An 18,277-nucleotide genomic window follows, 5' to 3' on the forward strand; every position below is an offset into this window, starting at 1 on the left:
TCGAAACGTCACGAGATCCCCAGTTCGCTGTCGATGAGAGCGAAGACCTCGTCATCGGTGGCGGACTCGATGTCGTCGGTGGTCGGCGCTTCGGACGCGCCGAGCCTGGTCAGCACTTCGCGCAGGCGCAGCGTGAGCCGCGTCCGCGATTGCTCGTCGATGTCCACGAGGGACTCTTCGAGCCGGTCGAGCCCGGCGAACGCGGCGAGCACGCCGTTGGCCTCCGCGCCCTCGCCGGTCAGTTCGGCGGCCAGGTGGGCGGCCAGCGCCCGCGACGTCGGGTGGTCGAACACCAGCGTCGCGGGCAGCCGCAGGCCGGTGGCCGCGTTGACCCGGTTGCGCAGCTCGACGGCGGTCAGCGAGTCGAACCCGAGTTCGTTGAACGGCCGGTCCGCGGGCACCGCGCCCGCGTCCGGGTAGGCCAGCACGCCGGCGACCTGGGCGCGCACCAGGTCCAGCAGGACCGCGGTGGCGGCCTCGACGTCCTTGCCCGCCAACGATTTCTTCAATGCGTCGACCGCGCCGGCGTCGGCTTCGGCGGCCCGGCGGGCGGGCACCCGAACCAGGCCGCGCAGCAGCGGCGGCAACATGCCCGCCACGGCCCGTTCGCGCAGCACCCGGTGGTCGAGCTTGATCGGCGCGAGCGCGCCGGACGCGCCGAGCGCGGCGTCGAGCAGGGCCAGGCCTTCGTCGTGGGTCAGGGCGTCGATGCCCGACCGGGCCATGCGCCGCTGGTCGGCCTCGCTCATCCGGTCGGCCATGCCGGCCTGCTCCCAGCGGCCCCACGCGAGCGAGACCGCCGGTTTGCCGGTGGCGCGGCGGTGCTCGGCGAGGGCGTCGAGGTAGGCGTTGGCGGCGGCGTAGTTGGCCTGGCCGGGGCCGCCGAGCACGCCCGCGGCCGAGGAGAACAGGACGAACGTGTCGACGTCGGCCAGTTCGTGCAGGTTGGCCGCGCCGTCCACCTTGGGCCGCAGGACGGTGTCCAGCCGGTCGGGGGTGAGCGAGCCGATCACGCCGTCGTCCAGCACGCCGGCCGCGTGCACGACGCCGCGCACGGGGTGGTCGGCGAGCAGCTTGGCCAGGGCGTCCCGGTCGGCCACGTCGCAGGCGGCGACGGTCACGTCCGCGCCCAGCGCGGTCAGCTCGTCGCGCAGCTCGGGCCGGGGGTCGCGGCTGGTCAGGACCAGTTCGCGGACGCCGTGGCGGGTGACCAGGTGCCGGGCGACGACCCGGCCGAGCGCACCGGAGGCGCCCGTGACGAGGACGGGACCTTCCAGCGGTGCCGGCGTGGCCGTGGCCCGGACCAGGCGCGGGACCAGGATGTCGTTGCCGCGCAGGGCGAGTTGCGGTTCGTCGGTGCCCAGGGCGGCGGCCAGGTCGGTCGTGTCGGCGTCGACCAGGACGAACCGGTCGACGTTCTCCGACTGGGCGGACCGGATCAGCCCCCACACCGCGGCCTGTGCCGGGTCGATGTCGCTGTCGGTCGCCGTGACGACCCCGCCACGCGTGACGAACGCGAGCTTGGAGGCCGCGAACGCTTCTTCGGCCAGCCACTCCTGCGCCAGGTTCAGCGCCTGGTGGGTGGCCGCCCGCACCGCCGCCGCGTCGCCCCCGGTCGGGGCCCAGCGGACAGCCACCACCTCGGGCGCGGGCGCGCCGGCCGCGATCTCCGCCGCCAGTGCCGCCAGGTCCGGGAAGTCCTCGCCCAGGACGGTGAAGTCGCGGGTGGCCGTCGGGCCGGTCAGCGGGGTCCAGTCGAGGCGGAGCAGGTCGTTGCGGTCGGTGCGCAGCTGGTCCGGGGACACCGGGCGGACCGCGAGGGCCTCGACGGTGGCCACGGGAGCGCCGGTCCCGTCCGCCACGGTGATCGCCACCGCGCCGTCGCCCGGCACGATGCGCGCCCGCAGCGTGGCCGCGCCGACCGCGTGCACCGCGAAGCCCCGCCACGAGAACGGCAGCACCAGGTCGCCGTCACCGGTCAGCGCCAGGGCGTGCAGGACGCCGTCCAGCAGCGCCGGGTGCAGCCCGAACCGCCCCGCGTCCTCGGCCGGCACGGTCACCTCGGCGAACACCTCGTCCCCGCGCCGCCACGCCGCCGTCAGCCCCTGGAACACCGGGCCGTAGCGGAGTCCGCGCGCGAACAGGTCGTCGTAGGCGCTGGACACGTCGAGTTCGTCGGCGCCCGCCGGCGGCCATTCCCGCAGGTCGGCGCCGGGTCCGAGGTCGGCGGTCAGGTGTCCGGCGGCGTGCGCGGTCCAGCCGTCGTCGTCCTCGGCGCGCGAGTGGATCTCCACCGAGCCCTCCGCCCCGACGGTCACCCGGACCCGGACGCCGCCCTTGTCCGGCAGCACGAGCGGGGCCTCCAGGGTCAGCTCGCCGACTCGGCCGCGCCCGACCTCCCGGCCGGCGTGCGCCGCCATCTCCACCAGCGCCGCGCCGGGCAGCAGCACGACGTCGCCGACGGCGTGGTCGGCCAGCCACGGGTGGGTGGCCGGCGACAACCGCCCGGTGAACACCGCGCCCCCGTCGGGCAGCTCAACCGCCGCGCCCAGCAACGGGTGGTCGGCCGGCCGCAACCCCAGCCCGCCGGCGTCCCCGGTCCCGACGCCCGGCCGCGGCCAGAACCGCTGACGCCGGAACGCGTAGGTCGGCAGTTCCACGGTCCGGCCGGGCACCACACCCGCCCAGTCGATCGCGACACCACCCACCGCGAGCCGGGCGAAGGCGGTCGCGACGGTCGCGGACTCGTCATGCCCCTTGCGGCACACCGAAATCCACTCGCCCTCGGCGACACCCTGCCCCAACGCGGCGAGCACGGCGTCCGGCCCCAACTCCAGGAACGTCGTCACCCCGCCACCGGCCAACTCCCGCACCGCGTCGGCGAACCGGACCGCCTCCCGGACCTGCCGCACCCAGTACTCGGCCCCGAACTCCCCAGCACCCGCCACGCCCAGCACTGTCAGACCCTCATGCGACGATGGAGACGGGGGCCGGAGGCCGGCCGTCGACACCAACGGAATCTCCGGCGCGCGGTAAGCGATCGTCTCGGCCACCGCCCGGAACTCGTCCAGCATCGGCTCCATCAGCGGCGAGTGGAACGCGTGCGACACGGTCAGCCGCTGCGTCTTGTGCCCGCGCGCCGCCAACTCCCCCGCCACCGCGAGGGTCGCGGCCTCCGCCCCGGACAGCACCACGGAGTCCGGGCTGTTGACGGCGGCGATGGCGACACCCTCGACGAGCAGCGGCAGCACCTCGGGCTCGGACGCGCGCACCGACACCATCGCGCCACCGGTCGGCAGGGCCTGCATCAGCCGCGCGCGGGCGGCGACCAGCCGAGCCGCGTCGGCCAGCGAGAACACCCCGGCCACGTGGGCGGCGGCCAGCTCGCCGATCGAGTGCCCGGCCACGAAGTCCGGCCGAACGCCCCACGAGGAGACCAGCCGGAACAACGCCACCTCGAACGCGAACAGCGCCGGCTGCGTGTACCCGGTCCGGTGCAGGTCCTCGGTGTCGATCACCTCGCGCAACGGCCGGTCGAGGTGCCGGTCCAGCTCCGCGCACACCGCGTCGAACGCGTCCGCGAACACCGGGAACGACCGCAGCTCGCGGCCCATCCCGAGCCGCTGCGCGCCCTGGCCGGTGAACAGCACCGCGAGCCGCCCGGCGCGGACCGCCCCGGTCACGACCTCGTCCCCGAGCACGACCGCCCGGTGCTCGAACGCGGCCCGCCCGGTGGCGAGGGTGTAACCGACGTCCACCGGCCGCTCGGGGTGCGCCGCCACGTGCGCCCGCAAGGCGGCGACCTGGTCGCGAAGGGCGTCCTCGGTGCGCGCGGACACCAGCCACGGCGTGAACCCCGGCTCCGTCGACTCCTCGACCGGCGCCGCTTCCGCCTGCTCCAGCACGACGTGCGCGTTGGTGCCGCTGATCCCGAACGAGGACACCGCGCCGCGCAACGGGCGGGATGCGGTCAGCGGCTCCGCCGAGGTGGCCAGCCGCACCGCCCCGGCCGTCCAGTCCACGTGCGGCGACGGCTCGTCCACGTGCAGCGTGCGCGGCAGGAGGCCGTGGCGCAGCGACAGCACGACCTTCATCAGCCCGGCGACGCCCGCCGCGCCCTGGGTGTGCCCCAGGTTGGACTTGATCGAGCCCAGCAGCAGCGGTTCGGCGCGGTCCTGGCCGTAGGTCGCGAGCAGGGCCTGCGCCTCGATCGGGTCGCCCAGCGTGGTGCCCGTGCCGTGCGCCTCGACAACGTCCACTTCGGACGGTTGAACGCCCGCGTCGGCCAGCGCCGCGCGGATGACCCGTTGCTGTGACGGCCCGTTGGGCGCGGTCAGCCCGTTGGACGCGCCGTCCTGGTTGACCGCCGAACCCCGGATCACGGCGAGCACCCGGTGCCCGTTGCGCTGCGCGTCGGACAGCCGTTCCAGCACCAGTTGGCCCACGCCCTCGGACAGCGAGGTCCCGTCGGCCGCGCCCGCGAACGACTTGCACCGGCCGTCGGCGGCGAGGTTGCGCTGCCGCGAGAACTCCTGGAACGTGCCCGGCAGCGACATCACCGACACGCCGCCCGCCAGCGCCAGCGAGCACTCGCCGTTGCGCAGCGCCGACACCGCCAGGTGCACCGCGACCAGCGACGACGAGCACGCGGTGTCCACGGTCATCGCGGGGCCTTCGAGCCCGAGCGTGTAGGACACGCGGCCGGACACGACACCGCCGGAGTTGCCGGTGGACAGGAACCCGTCGACCGACTCCGCCGACCCGCTCACCACGATGCCGTAGTCGTTGTACATGACGCCCGCGTAGACGCCGGTCCGGCTGCCGCGCAGCGTGGTCGGGTCGATCCCGGCCCGTTCCAACGCCTCCCAGGACGTCTCCAGCAGCAGGCGTTGCTGCGGGTCCATCGCCAGCGCCTCGCGCGGGGAGATGCCGAAGAAGCCGGGGTCGAAGTCGGCGGCGTCGTGCAGGAAGCCGCCGCGGTCGGTGGTGACCGTGCCCGGGTGGTCGGGGTCGGGGTGGAACAGGGCGTCGAGGTCCCAGCCGCGGTCGGTGGGGAACCCGCCGATGGCGTCGCCGCCGTCGACCAGCAGCCGCCACAGGTCCTCGGGGGTGCGCACGCCGCCGGGGAACCGGCAGGCCATGCCGACGATCGCGATGGGCTCGTGGTCGTGGCGGGTGGCCTCGACGACCGCGGTCGTGGTGGAGCCGGCGAGCTGGTCGAGCAGGTGGGCGGCCAGCGCGTCCGGGGTCGGGTAGTCGAACACCAGGGTCGCGGGCAGCCGCAGGCCGGTGGCGGCGCTGAGCTGGTTGCGCAGGTCGAGGGCGGTCAGCGAGTCGAACCCGAGGTCCTTGAACGTGCGGCCGGCGGGCAGCTGCTCGGCGCGGGCGTAGCCCAGGACGGCGGCCACGCGGGTCAGCACGACCTCCAGCACGACCTCGGCGCGGCGCTGCGCCGGCACCTCGGCCAGGCGCTGGGTCAGCGACGACCCGCTCGCCGCCCGGCGGGCCGGGGCCTTGACCAGGCCGCGCAGCAGCTCGGGGACGTCGCCGCGCGCGGTCAGGTCCAGCGGGACCGGCACGAGCAGGGCGTCACCGGCCTTGACAGCGGCGTCGAACAGCGCGAGACCGTCCTGGGTGGACAGCTCGCCCATGCCGGTGCGGGCCATGCGGTTCAGCTCGGCCGAGCCGACCTCGGCGGTCATCTCGCTGCGCTGCGCCCACAGGCCCCAGGCCAGCGACTGGGCGGGCTCGCCCGCGGCGCGGCGGCGCTGGGCGAGGGCGTCCAGGGCGGCGTTGGCGGCGGCGTACCCGCCCTGGCCGGGGCTGCCGAACGTGCCCGCCGCCGATGAGAACAGGACGAACGCGGTCAGGTCGCCGGTCAGTTCGTCCAGGTTGCGGGCGGCGTCGAGCTTGGGCCGCAGCACGGTGGCGAGCTGGTCGGGGCGCAGGGAGGCCACGGTGCCGTCGTCCATCACGCCGGCCGTGTGGACGACGGCGGTGACGGGGTGCTCGGCGAGGAGCTTCGCGGTGGCGTCCCGGTCGGCCACGTCGCAGGCGACGACGTGCGCGGTCGCGCCCAGCTCGGCCAGTTCGGCCCGGAGTTCCCGCGCGCCCCGGGCTTCGAGGCCGCGGCGGCTGGTCAGGACGAGGTTTCGGACGCCGTGGGTGGTGACCAGGTGGCGGGCGACGTGCGCGCCGAGCGTGCCGGTGCCGCCGGTGACCAGGACGGTGCTGTCCGGGGTGAACGGCGAGTCGCCGGTCGGGTCGGGGACGCGGGCCAGGCGGGGCGCGCGGAGTTCGCCGTCGTGGATGGCGAGGACCGGTTCGCCGGTGGCGAGGGCGGCGGCGATCTCGTCGGGCGTGGGGTCCTCGGCCTCCAGCAGGACGAACCGGCCCGGGTTCTCCGCCTGGGCGGAGCGGACCAGGCCGCGCACGGCCGCGCCGGCGAGGTCGCCGGGGTGGGTGACGACGACGAGGGTGGCGTCGGTCGGGTCGGCCAGGCGGGCTTGGAGCGCGGTGAGGGCCTCGGTGGTGGCGGCCAGGACGTCGTCGGTGGGGGTGATGCGGAGGAGGTCGGGGTGGCCTCCGGCCCCCGTCTCCATGGTCGCACGGGGGGACGACAGTTTCAGCGGGGTCCAGTCGAGGGTGAACAGGTCCTCGACGTAGCCGGTGCGGCCCTTGAGGGAGTCCAGGGCCACCGGGCGGACGGTGAGGGCGTCGATCGTGGCGACCGGTGCGCCCGCCGCGTCGGCGATGGTCAGGGACGCCGTGTCCGGGCCGGTCTTGGTGAAGCGGACGCGCAGGGCGGTGGCGGCTTCGGCGTGCAGGGTGACGCCGCTCCAGGAGAACGGGAGGTGCGGTCGGCCGTCGCCGATGTCCGCCGCGAGGGCGTGCAGGGCGCCGTCCAGCAGGGCCGGGTGGAGGCCGAAGGTGTCCGGCTCGCCTTGGAGGGCGACCTCGGCGAAGGTCTCGTCGCCGCGCCGCCACGCCGCCCGCAGGCCCTGGAAGGTCGGGCCGTAGTTCAGGCCCAGGGCGGCCAGGCGGTCGTAGAGGTCGGTGGTGTCGACGGGGGTGGCGTCGGTCGGGGGCCACTCGGTCAGGTGATCCGCGCGAGGGGAACCCTCCGCGAGGACGCCCGTGGCGTGGCGGGTCCACAGGCCGGCGGCCTGGTCGGCGTCGGTCTGCGCGTAGACGCCCAGCGCGCGGCGGCCGTGGTCGTCGGGCGCGTCCACGGTGATCCGCAGCGTCACACCGCCCTGGACGACGAGCGGTGTGGTGATGGTCAGCTCCTCCACCACCGGGCAGCCGACCTGGTCGCCGGCGCGGACCGCCAGGTCCACCAGGGCGGTGCCGGGCAGCAGCACGGTGTCCAGCACGGCGTGGTCGGCCAGCCACGGGTGGGTGTCGAGGTCGACGCGGCCGGTCAGCACGACCAGGTCCCGCTCGGGCACGGTCAGCGCCGCGCCGAGCAGCGGGTGCGCGACCGACGAGACACCGAGCCCGCCCGCGTCCACACTGGACTGCTCGACCTGCCAGTACCGCTGCGTCTGGAACGCGTAGGTCGGCACGGCCGCGCGGGGGCCGGCGGTGTGCCGGGACCAGTCGACGGCGACGCCGCGCACGTGGGCCTCGCCCAGCGAGGTCAGGAACCGCTGGAGACCGCCCTCGTCCCGGCGCAGCGAGCCGACCAGGGCGGTCGGGCCGGCGGCGGCGTCGAGGACCTCGCGGACGCCCATGCCCAGCACCGGGTGCGCGCTGATCTCCACGAACACGTCGTGCCCGTCGGCCAGCAGGCGCTCGACGGCGTCCTGGAAGCGGACCGTGCCGCGCAGGTTGGCGTACCAGTAGTCGGCGTCCAGCACGGCGGTGCCGACCTCGCCGGTCAGCGTCGAGTACAGCGGGATGTCGCCGGCGCGCGGCTCGACCCCGGCCAGGACGGTGAGCAGCTCGTCGCGGATCGACTCGACCTGCGCGGAGTGCGAGGCGTAGTCCACGGGGATGATCCGCATCCGGACGCCGTCCGCCTCGCAGTCGGCGAGCAATTCCTGAAGCGCTTCGGGTTCGCCGGAGACGACGGTCGCGGACGGGCCGTTGACGGCGGCGACGGAGATCCGGTCGTCCCAGCGGGCGATGCGGGCCTCGACGTCGGCGCGCGGGGCGGCGACGGACGCCATGCCGCCGCGCCCGGCGAGCCCGGCGGCGATCGCCTTGCTGCGCAACGCGACCACGCGGGCGGCGTCTTCGAGGGACAGCGCGCCGCAGACAGCCGCCGCGGCGATCTCGCCCTGCGAGTGCCCGACGACCGCCGACGGTTCGACGCCGTAGGACCGCCACAGGGCCGCCAACGACACCATCACCGCGAACAGCACCGGCTGCACCACGTCCACCCGGTCCAGGGACGCGGCACCCGGGGCGTTGCGGACCACGTCGAGCAGCGACCAGTCGGTGAACCTGTCGATCGCCTCGGCGCACTCGGCCATGCGCTGGGCGAACACCGGCGAGGAGTCGAGGAGTTCGACGGCCATGCCCGCCCACTGCGAACCCTGACCGGGGAACATGAAGACGACCTTGGGGTCCTCCAGAGCCTCGCCGGTGGTGGGGTGCTCCCCCGCCGCGACGGCCTCGACACCGGCCCGCAGGTCAGCACCGGTGCCCACCACGACGGCCCGGTGCTCGAACCGACTGCGCGCCGCGAGAGCCGCCGCGACACCGGCGGGACCAGCGGCGTCAGCAGGGTCGGCGGGGTCCGTGGGGCCTGCGGCGTCGGCGCGACCGGCGGGGTCGGCAGGACCGGCGGGGCTGGCGGGGCTGGCGGGGCTGGCGGCGAGGTGGTCGGCGAGCTTGGCCGCTTGCGCGCGCAGGGCCTCGGCGGTGCGGGCGGACAACACCCACGGCACCACCTCGGCCGCCCCCGGGAATTGTCGTACCCCGGTGGGAGAATGGAGATGGGGGCCGGAGGCCGGCGCGGCCACCGCCTCAACACCGGCCGGCGCGTCTTCGGCACCGCCCGCCTCAACACCGGCCGGCGCGTCCTTGGCACCGGCCGCCCCAACACCGGCCACCGGCTCGGCAGCGGCCGGCGCGGCGTCCTCGGCGGGCGGCTCTTCCAGGATCACGTGGGCGTTGGTGCCGCTCACCCCGAACGACGAGATGCCCGCCCGGCGCGGCTCGTCGCCCGCCGGCCACTCGACCGGGGACGTGAGCAGCGAGACCGCGCCCTCGGTCCAGTCGACCTGGTCGCTCGGCTTGTCCACGTGCAACGTCTTCGGCAGCACCCCGTGCCGCAGCGCGCCGATCATCTTGATCACCGCGGCGGCGCCCGCCGCCGCCTGCGTGTGCCCGATGTTGGACTTGATCGACCCCAGCCACAACGGCCGCGAGCGGTCCTGGCCGTAGGTCGCCAGCAACGCCTGCGCCTCGATCGGGTCACCCAGCGTCGTGCCGGTGCCGTGCGCCTCGACCACGTCCACCTGGTGCGCCGCCAACCTGGCCTGCGCCAGCGCCGCCCGGATCACCCGTTGCTGCGCCGGACCGCTGGGCGCGGTCAGGCCGTTGGACGCGCCGTCCTGGTTCACCGCCGAGCCGCGCACGACCGCGAGCACCGGGTGGCCGTTGCGGCGCGCGTCGGACAGGCGTTCCACGACCAGCATGCCGACGCCCTCGGCGAACCCGGTGCCGTCGGCCGCCGCCGCGAAGGACTTGCACCGGCCGTCGACCGACAGCCCGCGCTGCTTGCTGAACTCGACGTAGGTGCCGGGCGTCGCCATCACGGTGACGCCGCCGGCCAGCGCCAGCGAGCACTCCCCGTTGCGCAGCGACTGCGCGGCCAGGTGCAGCGCGACCAGCGACGACGAGCACGCCGTGTCGATGGTGACCGCCGGTCCCTCCAGGCCCAGCGCGTACGCGACGCGGCCGGACGCGATGGCGCCGGTCGAGTTGTTCTCGGCGTAGTCGTGGTACATCATCCCGGCGAACACGCCGACCGCCGCGCCGCGCAGCGCGACCGGGTCGAGCCCGGTGTTCTCCAGGGCCTCCCACGACGTCTCCAGCAGCAGCCGTTGCTGCGGGTCCATGGTCAGCGCCTCGCGCGGCGAGATGCCGAAGAACTCCGCGTCGAACTCCGCCGCGTCGTGCAGGAACCCGCCCTCGCGCGTGTAGGACCTGCCCGCCGCGCCGGGTGTCGGGTCGTACAGCTCGGCCAGGTTCCAGCCCCGGTCGGTGGGGAACCCGGTGATGCCGTCGCGGCCCTGCGCGACCAGCTCCCACAGGTCGTCGGGCGTCCGCACGCCACCGGGGAACCGGCACGCCATGCCGACGATCGCGACCGGCTCGCGCAACGTCGAGTCGAGCTTGCGGTTCTGCTCCCGCAGCCGCTCGTTCTCCTTGAGCGACGCGCGCAGCGCGGCGACGAGCTTCTCCTCGGCCATTCTCAGCTCCCCGTTTCCGTCGTCACGTCACCGAGGTCGGCGAGCGCCAGGTTGATCAGTGCGTCGGCGTCCATGTCGTCGATGGACTCCCCCGGCCCGTCGTCGGGCTCGTCGGCGGCGAGCTTCACGCCGCCCAGTTCCAGCAGGCTGTCCAGCAGGCCCGCGTCGCGCAGCCGGCCCAGCGGGATGCTCGCCAGGACGCGGCGCACCTCGTCCTCGGGCAGACCCGGGCCGGACTCGCCGAACAGCTTGTCGTGCACCAGGTCCGCCACGGCTCGGGCGTGCGGCCGGTCGAACGTCAGCGTCGCGGGCAGGCGCAGGCCGGTCGCGGCGGTGAGCTGGTTGCGCAGCTCCAGCGCGGCCAGCGAGTCGAAGCCCAGGTCGGTGAACGCGCGTTCGGCGGGGACCGCGTCGGCGGAGTCGTGCCCGAGCACGCCGGCCGTGGTCGTGCGGACCAGCTTGAGCAGCGCGTCCCGCCGGTCCGCCTCGGACAGCCCGGCGAGCCGCGCCGCGAGGTCGACGTTGTCCCGAGCGGCGACCCGGCGGTTCCGAGCAGCACCGCGCAGCCCCCGGACCAGCGGCCCGTCGATGGTGGCCAGGTCCAACCCGATCGGCACCAGCGCGGCGTCGTCGCAGGTCAGGGCCGCGTCGAACAACCGCAAGCCGTCCTCGACGGACAGCGGCCGAATGCCCGCCCGGCTGAGCCTCTGCCTCTCCGCGGCGGTCAGCTCACCGGCCATCCCGCCGTCCCACAACCCCCACGCCAACGACTGCGCCGGCAACCCGTGCGCACGCCGGTGCACAGCCAGCGCGTCCAGGTAGGCGTTCGCCGCCGAGTAGCTCGCCTGCCCCGCGTTGCCGAACGTCCCCGACGCCGACGAGAACACCACGAACGCCGACAGATCCTCGGTCAGCTCATGCAACGCCCGGGCCGCGTCCACCTTCGGCCGCAACACGGTGTCGAGGCGCTCGGGCGTCAACGACCCGATCAACCCGTCGTCCAGCACACCGGCCACGTGCACCACAGCCGAAACCCGGTGCTCGGCGAGGACCTTGACCAGCGCATCCCGATCGGCGACGTCACAAGCCACCGACTTCACGCCCAACTCCGCCGCGAGGCTCTCCGCGCCACTGCGGCTCATCAACACCAAGTCACGAACACCGTGCTCAGCGACCAGGTGCCGGGCGATCACCCCGCCCAACGCACCCGAAGCACCGGTCAACAACACCGCACCTTCACCGAAGTTCACTGAACCTTCAGTCACCTGAACCCGAGCCAACCGGCCCACGTGCGCGACACCGTCCCGCACCACGACCTGCGGCTCGTCCGGCACCAGCAGCACGTCACCGTCCACCAGGACGATCCGACCGGGGGCCTCGGCCTGCGCGGAGCGCACCATGCCCCACACCGCCGCACCCGCCAGGTCCACGTCCTCGCCCGGCAACGCCACCGCGCCCTCGGTCTGCACGACCAACGTCCCCGACTCGCTCGCCAGGAACTCCTGCAACACCCGCAAGGTCTCGTGCAGCACGGCCCGCACGTCACCGCCACGAGCAACCCGGTGCACCGGGGCGTCCGACGCGACGCCGACCGCCGGGGTCCACTCCAAGCGGTAGAGCGAGTCGTGGTGGGAGCGTGCGACCAGCTGTTCGGCGGCCACCGGTCGGGTGGTCAGGGACTCGACCGTCAGCACCGGGCGTCCGGCCGGGTCGATGGCGGTCAACGCGATCCGGTCGTCCCCGGTCGGCGTCAGCCGCACTCGCAGCACGGACGCGGCGGACGCGTGCAGCCGCACCCCCGCCCACGCGAACGGCAGCCGCGTCGGGCCGTCGGCCGGGATCGCCGGGTGCAGGGCCGCGTCCAGCAGCGCCGGGTGCACCTCGAACCCCTCGACGTCGTCCACCGCCACCTCGGCGAACACCTCGTCACCACGCCGGAACGCCGCCCGGACGCCCTGGAACACCGGCCCGTAGCCGTAACCCCGCTCGGCCAGCGCCGCGTAGTCGACCTCCAGCGGGGTCGCGTCGGCGGGCGGCCACTCGAACGTCTCCCCGGCGCCCGCGCCCTCGGCGGTGACCACGCCGTCGGCGTGCAGGACCCAGTCCTGGTCGGCCTTCGAGTAGACGCGGACCGTGCGCGTCTCCGCGCCGCCGACCACGACCTGGACCGCGACACCGCCGGTCGGCGGCAGCACCAGGGGCGCGTGCAGGGTCAGTTCCTCCAGCACCTCGCAGCCCACGGCCGCGCCCGCGCTCAACGCCAGGTCCACCAGGGCGGTGCCGGGCACCAGCACGGTCCCGAACACGTCGTGGTCGCCCAGCCACGGGTGCGCGTCCAGCGACAACCGGCCGGTGAAGACCAACCCGTCCGAGTCCGGCAGCGCGACGACCGCGCTCAGCAGCGGGTGGTCCGCGCCGCTCTGCCCGATGCCGCTCGGGTCGGCCGCGCTCGTGCTCCCCAGCCAGAACCGCTTGCGCTGGAACGGGTAGGTGGGCAGCTCGATGCGCGTGCCGCCGCCGAAGTACGCGTCCCAGTCGACCGGGACGCCCCGGACGTGCAGGCGGCCCAGCGCTTCCACGACCGTGCGGACCTCGTCCCGGTTGCGCCGCGCGGTGGGGACGAACTCCCCCGCCGCCAGCGCGGTCAGCGCGGCGTCCGGCCCGACCTCCAGGAACGTGGTGGTCCCGCTGTCGCGCAGGCACTGCACGGCGTCGGCGAACCGCACCGCCGCGCGCACCTGCCGCACCCAGTAGTCCGGCTTGGCCAGGTCCGCCACCCAGCCGTCCACAGTGGACACGATCGGGATCTTCGGCTCGGCGTAGGAGATCGTCTCGGCGACCGCGCGGAACTCGTCCAGCATCGGTTCCATCAGCGGTGAGTGGAACGCGTGCGACACGGTCAACCGCTTGGTCCGGCGGCCGTCGAGCCGCGCCACGACCCGCGCCACCGCGTCCTGCGCGCCCGACACGACCACGGCCGTCGGCCCGTTGACCGCGGCGATCGCCACGTCGTCGGCCAGCAGCGGCACGACCTCGGTCTCCGTCGCCTCGACCGCGACCATCGCGCCGCCGGCGGGCAGCGCCTGCATCAGCCGGCCGCGGGCGGCGACCAGGCGGGCGGCGTCGGCCAGGGAGAACACCCCGGCGACGTGCGCGGCGGCCAGCTCGCCGATGGAGTGCCCGGCCAGGTAGTCCGGGGTGACGCCCCACGAGGAGACCAGCCGGAACAACGCCACCTCGAACGCGAACAGCGCCGGCTGCGTGTACCCGGTCCGGTGCAGGTCCTCGGTGTCGATCACCTCGCGCAACGGCCGGTCGAGGTGCCGGTCCAGCTCCGCGCACACCGCGTCGAACGCCTCGGCGAACACCGGGAACGCCCGCAGCTCACGGCCCATGCCCAGCCGCTGCGCGCCCTGGCCGGAGAACAACACGGCCAGCCGGCCCGGCACGGCGGACTCGCCGGTCACCCCGTCCAGCGCGGCGAGCAGGTCGTCCCGGCCGGTCGCGACCACGACCGCCGACCGCTCCAGGCGGGTCCGGCCGGCCAGCGACCGGGCCACGTCCTCGACCCGCACGTCCCGGCCCGCGACGAAGTCCTTGAGCCGCGCCGCGACCGCTTCGAGTGCCTCGTCGGTCTTCGCGGACAGCAGCACGGGCGTGGCCGGCAGGTCCGGCGTGGGCGTCGGCGCGTCGGCGTCCGCCTCCTCGATGACGACGTGCGCGTTGGTGCCGGAGATGCCGAACGACGACACCGCCGCCCGGCGCGGGTGCCCGTTGCGCGCCCAGGCCACCGGCTCGGTGAGCAGCGACACCGCGCCCTCCGCCCAGTCCACCCGCGGCGACGGCTCGTCCACGTGCAGGGTTCGGGGCAGCACGTCGTGGCGCATGGCCAGGACCATCTTCATCACGCCCGCGACGCCGGCGGCGGCCTGCGTGTGGCCGATGTTCGACTTGACCGACCCCAGCCACACCGGCGCTTCGCGGTCGCGGCCGTAGGTGGCGAGGATCGCCTGCGCCTCGATCGGGTCGCCCAGCGTGGTGCCGGTGCCGTGCGCCTCGACCACGTCCACATCGGACGGTCGCAGGCCCGCGTCGGCCAGGGCGGCGCGGATGACCCGTTGCTGCGCCGGGCCGTTGGGCGCGGTCAGGCCGTTGGACGCGCCGTCCTGGTTCACCGCCGAACCCCGCACGACGGCCAGCACGTGGTGGCCGTTGCGGCGCGCGTCGGACAGCCGTTCCACGACCAGGACGCCGACGCCCTCGGCGAAGCCGACACCGTCGGCCGCGCCCGCGAACGAGCGGCACCGGCCGTCCGGCGAGAGCCCCAGCTGGCGGCTGAACCCCACGTAGGTCTCGGGCGTGGCCATCACCGACACGCCGCCCGCCAACGCCAGCGAGCACTCGCCGTTGCGCAGCGCCTGGGCCGCGAGGTGCAGGGCGACCAGCGACGACGAGCACGCCGTGTCGACGGTCAGGGTCGGGCCCTCCAGCCCGAACGTGTAGGCCACGCGGCCGGAGGCGACCGCGCCGGTGCTCGCGTTGCCCTCGTAGTCGTGGTACATCATGCCCGCGAACACGCCCGTGTCGCTGCCACGCAGCGTCGCCGGGTCGATGCCCGCGTGCTCGAACGCCTCCCAGGACGTCTCCAGCAGCAGCCGTTGCTGCGGGTCCATGGTCAGCGCCTCGCGCGGCGAGATGCCGAAGAACTCCGCGTCGAACTCCGCCGCGTCGTGCAGGAACCCGCCCTCGCGCGTGTAGGACTTGCCGGGCAGGCCGCGGGTCGGGTCGTACAGCTCGGCCAGGTTCCAGCCCCGGTCGGTGGGGAAGCCGGTGATGGCGTCGCGGCCCTGCGCGACCAGGTCCCACAGGTCGTCGGGGGTGCGGACGTCACCGGGGAACCGGCAGGCCATGCCGACGATCGCGATCGGCTCGTCGTCGCGGGCCTTGGCGGTCACCGTCTCGGTGGTCGTGGTCCCGGCGATCCGCGCGGCCAGGAAGTCGGCGACGGCGTGGGTGTTGGGGTGGTCGAAGGTGAGGGTGGCGGGCAGGCGCAGGCCGGTCGCGGCGGCCAGCCGGTTGCGCAGTTCGAGCGCGGCGACGGAGTCGAAACCCAGCTCGGTGAACGCGCGGCCCGGGTCCACGGCCTCGACGCCCTGGTGGCCCAGGACCGCCGCCACGTCGGTGCGCACCAGGTCCACGAGCCGGTCCCGGCGGTCCTTGGCCGACAGCCCGGCCAGGCCGAGGTCCTTGCCGGCGGCGGCGCGGCGGGTCTTCGGGCGGGCCAGGCCGCGGTAAACCGGGCCGTCGACCGCGGCCAGGTCCAGGCCGATCGGGACCAGGGCGGCGTCTTCGCAGGTCAGGGCGGCGTCGAACAGCCGGAGACCGTCCTGCGTGGTCAGCGGCCGGATGCCGGCGCGGCTCAGGTGCTGCTTCTCGGCGGCGGTCAGCTCACCGGCCATGCCGCCGTCCCACAGGCCCCACGCGAGCGACTGCGCCGGCAGCCCGTGCGCGCGCCGGTGGGTGGCCAGCGCGTCCAGGTAGGCGTTGGCGGCCGAGTAGCTCGCCTGCCCGGCGTTGCCGAACGTGCCCGAGGCCGACGAGAACACCACGAACGCCGACAGGTCCTCGGTCAACTCGTGCAGCAGCCGGGCCGCGTCGACCTTGGGCCGGAGGACCCCGTCGAGGCGCTCGGGCGTCAACGACCCGATCAAGCCGTCGTCCAGCACACCGGCGGCGTGCACGACAGCCGAGACGCGGTGCTCGGCCAGGAGCTTCGTCAGCGCTTCGCGGTCGGCCACGTCGCAGGCCACGGACTTCGCGCCGAGTTCGGCGGCGAGGTCGTCCGCGCCACTACGGCTGACCAGCACGAGGTCGCGGACGCCGTGCTCCTCCTTGAGGTGCCGGGCGATCACGCCGCCCAGCGCGCCCGAGGCGCCGGTCAGCAGCACCGCGCCGGCCCCGAAGTCCACGGGGGCGTCCGTCACCGGCACCCGGGCCAGCCGGCCCACGTGCGCGACACCGTTCCGCACGACGACCTGCGGCTCGTCCGGCACGAGCAGGACTTCGCCGTCCACCAGGACGATCCGGCCCGGGGCCTCGGCCTGCGCGGAGCGGACCATGCCCCACACCGCCGCGCCCACCGGGTCCACGTCCTCGCCCGGCAGGGCCACCGCGCCCTCGGTCCGGACGACCAGCACGGGCGCTTGGCTCGCCAGGAAGTCTTGGAGCACTCGCAGCGTCTCGTGCAGCACGGCGTGGACCTCGCCGCCCGCCGGCACCCGGTGGACCGGGACGTCGGCGGGCGTGCCGGCGGCCGGGGTCCACTCCAGGCGGTAGAGGGAGTCGTGGTGGGTGGGGCGGAGGTCGAGGGCGGCCAGCGGGCGGGTTTCGAGGCTGCCGACCGAGACGACGGGTGTGCCGGCGGTGTCGGTGGCGGTGATCGTCCAGCCCGACGCGGTGGGGGTGACGCGGACGCGCAGGGCGGTGGCGCCGGTGGCGTGCAGGGCCACATCGCGCCAGGAGAACGGGACGGCCGGCCTCCGGCCCCCGTCTCCATCGTCCCACGGGGTACCGACAGCCTGGGCCAGGAGCGGGGCGTGGAGGGCGGCGTCGAGGAGGGCCGGGTGGAGGGCGAAGCGGTCGTCCGCCTCGGGGAGGGCGACCTCGGCGAAGAAGTCCGCGCCGCGTCGCCACACGGCCGTGACGCCCTGGAACAGCGGGCCGTAGTCGAAGCCGAGGGCGGTCAGGCGGGCGTAGTCCACGTCCACCCGGTCGGCGTCGGCGGGCGGCCAGTCGACGGGGTCGGGGGTGGCGGCGGTCGGGGAGACCGCGCCCAGCGCGTGGGTGGTCCACGGGTCGGACCGCTCGGCGCGGGAGTGCACCTCCACCGCGCGGCGGCCGGTCTCGTCGGGTTCGCCGACGCGAACGCGGAGCTGGACGGCCCCGCCCTCGGGCAGCACCAGCGGGGACAGCATGGTCAGCTCGTCCACCGCCGCGCAGCCCACCGCGTCCGCCGCGTGCACGGCCACCTCGACCAGCGCCGCGCCCGGCACCAGCACCGCACCGGCGACGACGTGGTCCGCCAGCCACGGGTGCGTGCCCGTCGACAGCCGGCCGGAGTACACGACACCGTCGAAGTCGGGCAGCGCGACGGCCGCGCCCAGCAGCGGGTGCTCGGCGTCGGCGAGGCCCAACCGGCCCGCGCCGCCGGCGGTCGCCGCGTTCTCGGCCCAGTAGCGCTCGTGCTGGAAGGCGTAGGTCGGCAGGTCGACGCGGGTCGCGCCGGGGAAGAACGCGGACCAGTCCACGGCCACGCCCCGCCCGTGCAGGCGGCCCAGGGCGGTCACCGCGGACACGGCCTCGTCGCGCTCGCGGCGGGTGGTGGCGACGACGTCGTCGGAGTCGACCATCGCGGTGAGCGCCGCGTCCGGCCCGACCTCCAGGAATGTGCGCACGCCGTTGTCCCGCAGTGTTTCCACGGCTTGGGCGAACCGGACCGCTTCGCGTGCCTGCCGGACCCAGTAGTCGGGCGTGGGTGTGAACGCCTGGCCAGTGACGGTTGAGATGAGGGGGGTGGTGGGGGCGTGGTGGGTGATGCTCGCCGCAACGGCCTTCAGCTCGTCGAGCATGGGTTCCATGAGTGGGGAGTGGAAGGCGTGCGAGACGGTGAGCCGCTTGGTCTTGACGCCCTCTGCCGAGAGCTTGTCGGCGGCTGCGAGAACCGCTTCTTCTGCTCCGGACAGGACCAGGGAGTTGGGGCCGTTGATCGCGCCGATGGCGACCTGGTCGGACAGCAGGTCGGTGATCTGGTCTTCGGTGGCTTGTACGGCGAGCATTGCGCCGCCGGTGGG

1 protein-coding gene and 1 pseudogene are annotated in these 18,277 nt (G+C 74.9%); both read right to left on the reverse strand.

Annotated features, from left to right (window positions below):
- Nucleotides 1-8: 8 nt before the first annotated feature.
- The gene (locus ABD126_RS23805; RefSeq protein WP_425542868.1) at nucleotides 9-10,433 is read right to left on the reverse strand and encodes an SDR family NAD(P)-dependent oxidoreductase; all 10,425 of its coding nucleotides are present in this window, start codon (nucleotides 10,431-10,433) and stop codon (nucleotides 9-11) included.
- A pseudogene (locus tag ABD126_RS23810) lies at nucleotides 10,430-18,262 on the reverse strand (SDR family NAD(P)-dependent oxidoreductase); the annotation flags it as partial. The gene ABD126_RS23805 and the pseudogene ABD126_RS23810, both read right to left, overlap by 4 nt.
- Nucleotides 18,263-18,277 lie beyond the last annotated feature (15 nt).

This window comes from Saccharothrix mutabilis subsp. mutabilis (assembly GCF_039521145.1).
Taxonomy (GTDB): Bacteria; Actinomycetota; Actinomycetes; order Mycobacteriales; family Pseudonocardiaceae; genus Actinosynnema; species Actinosynnema mutabilis.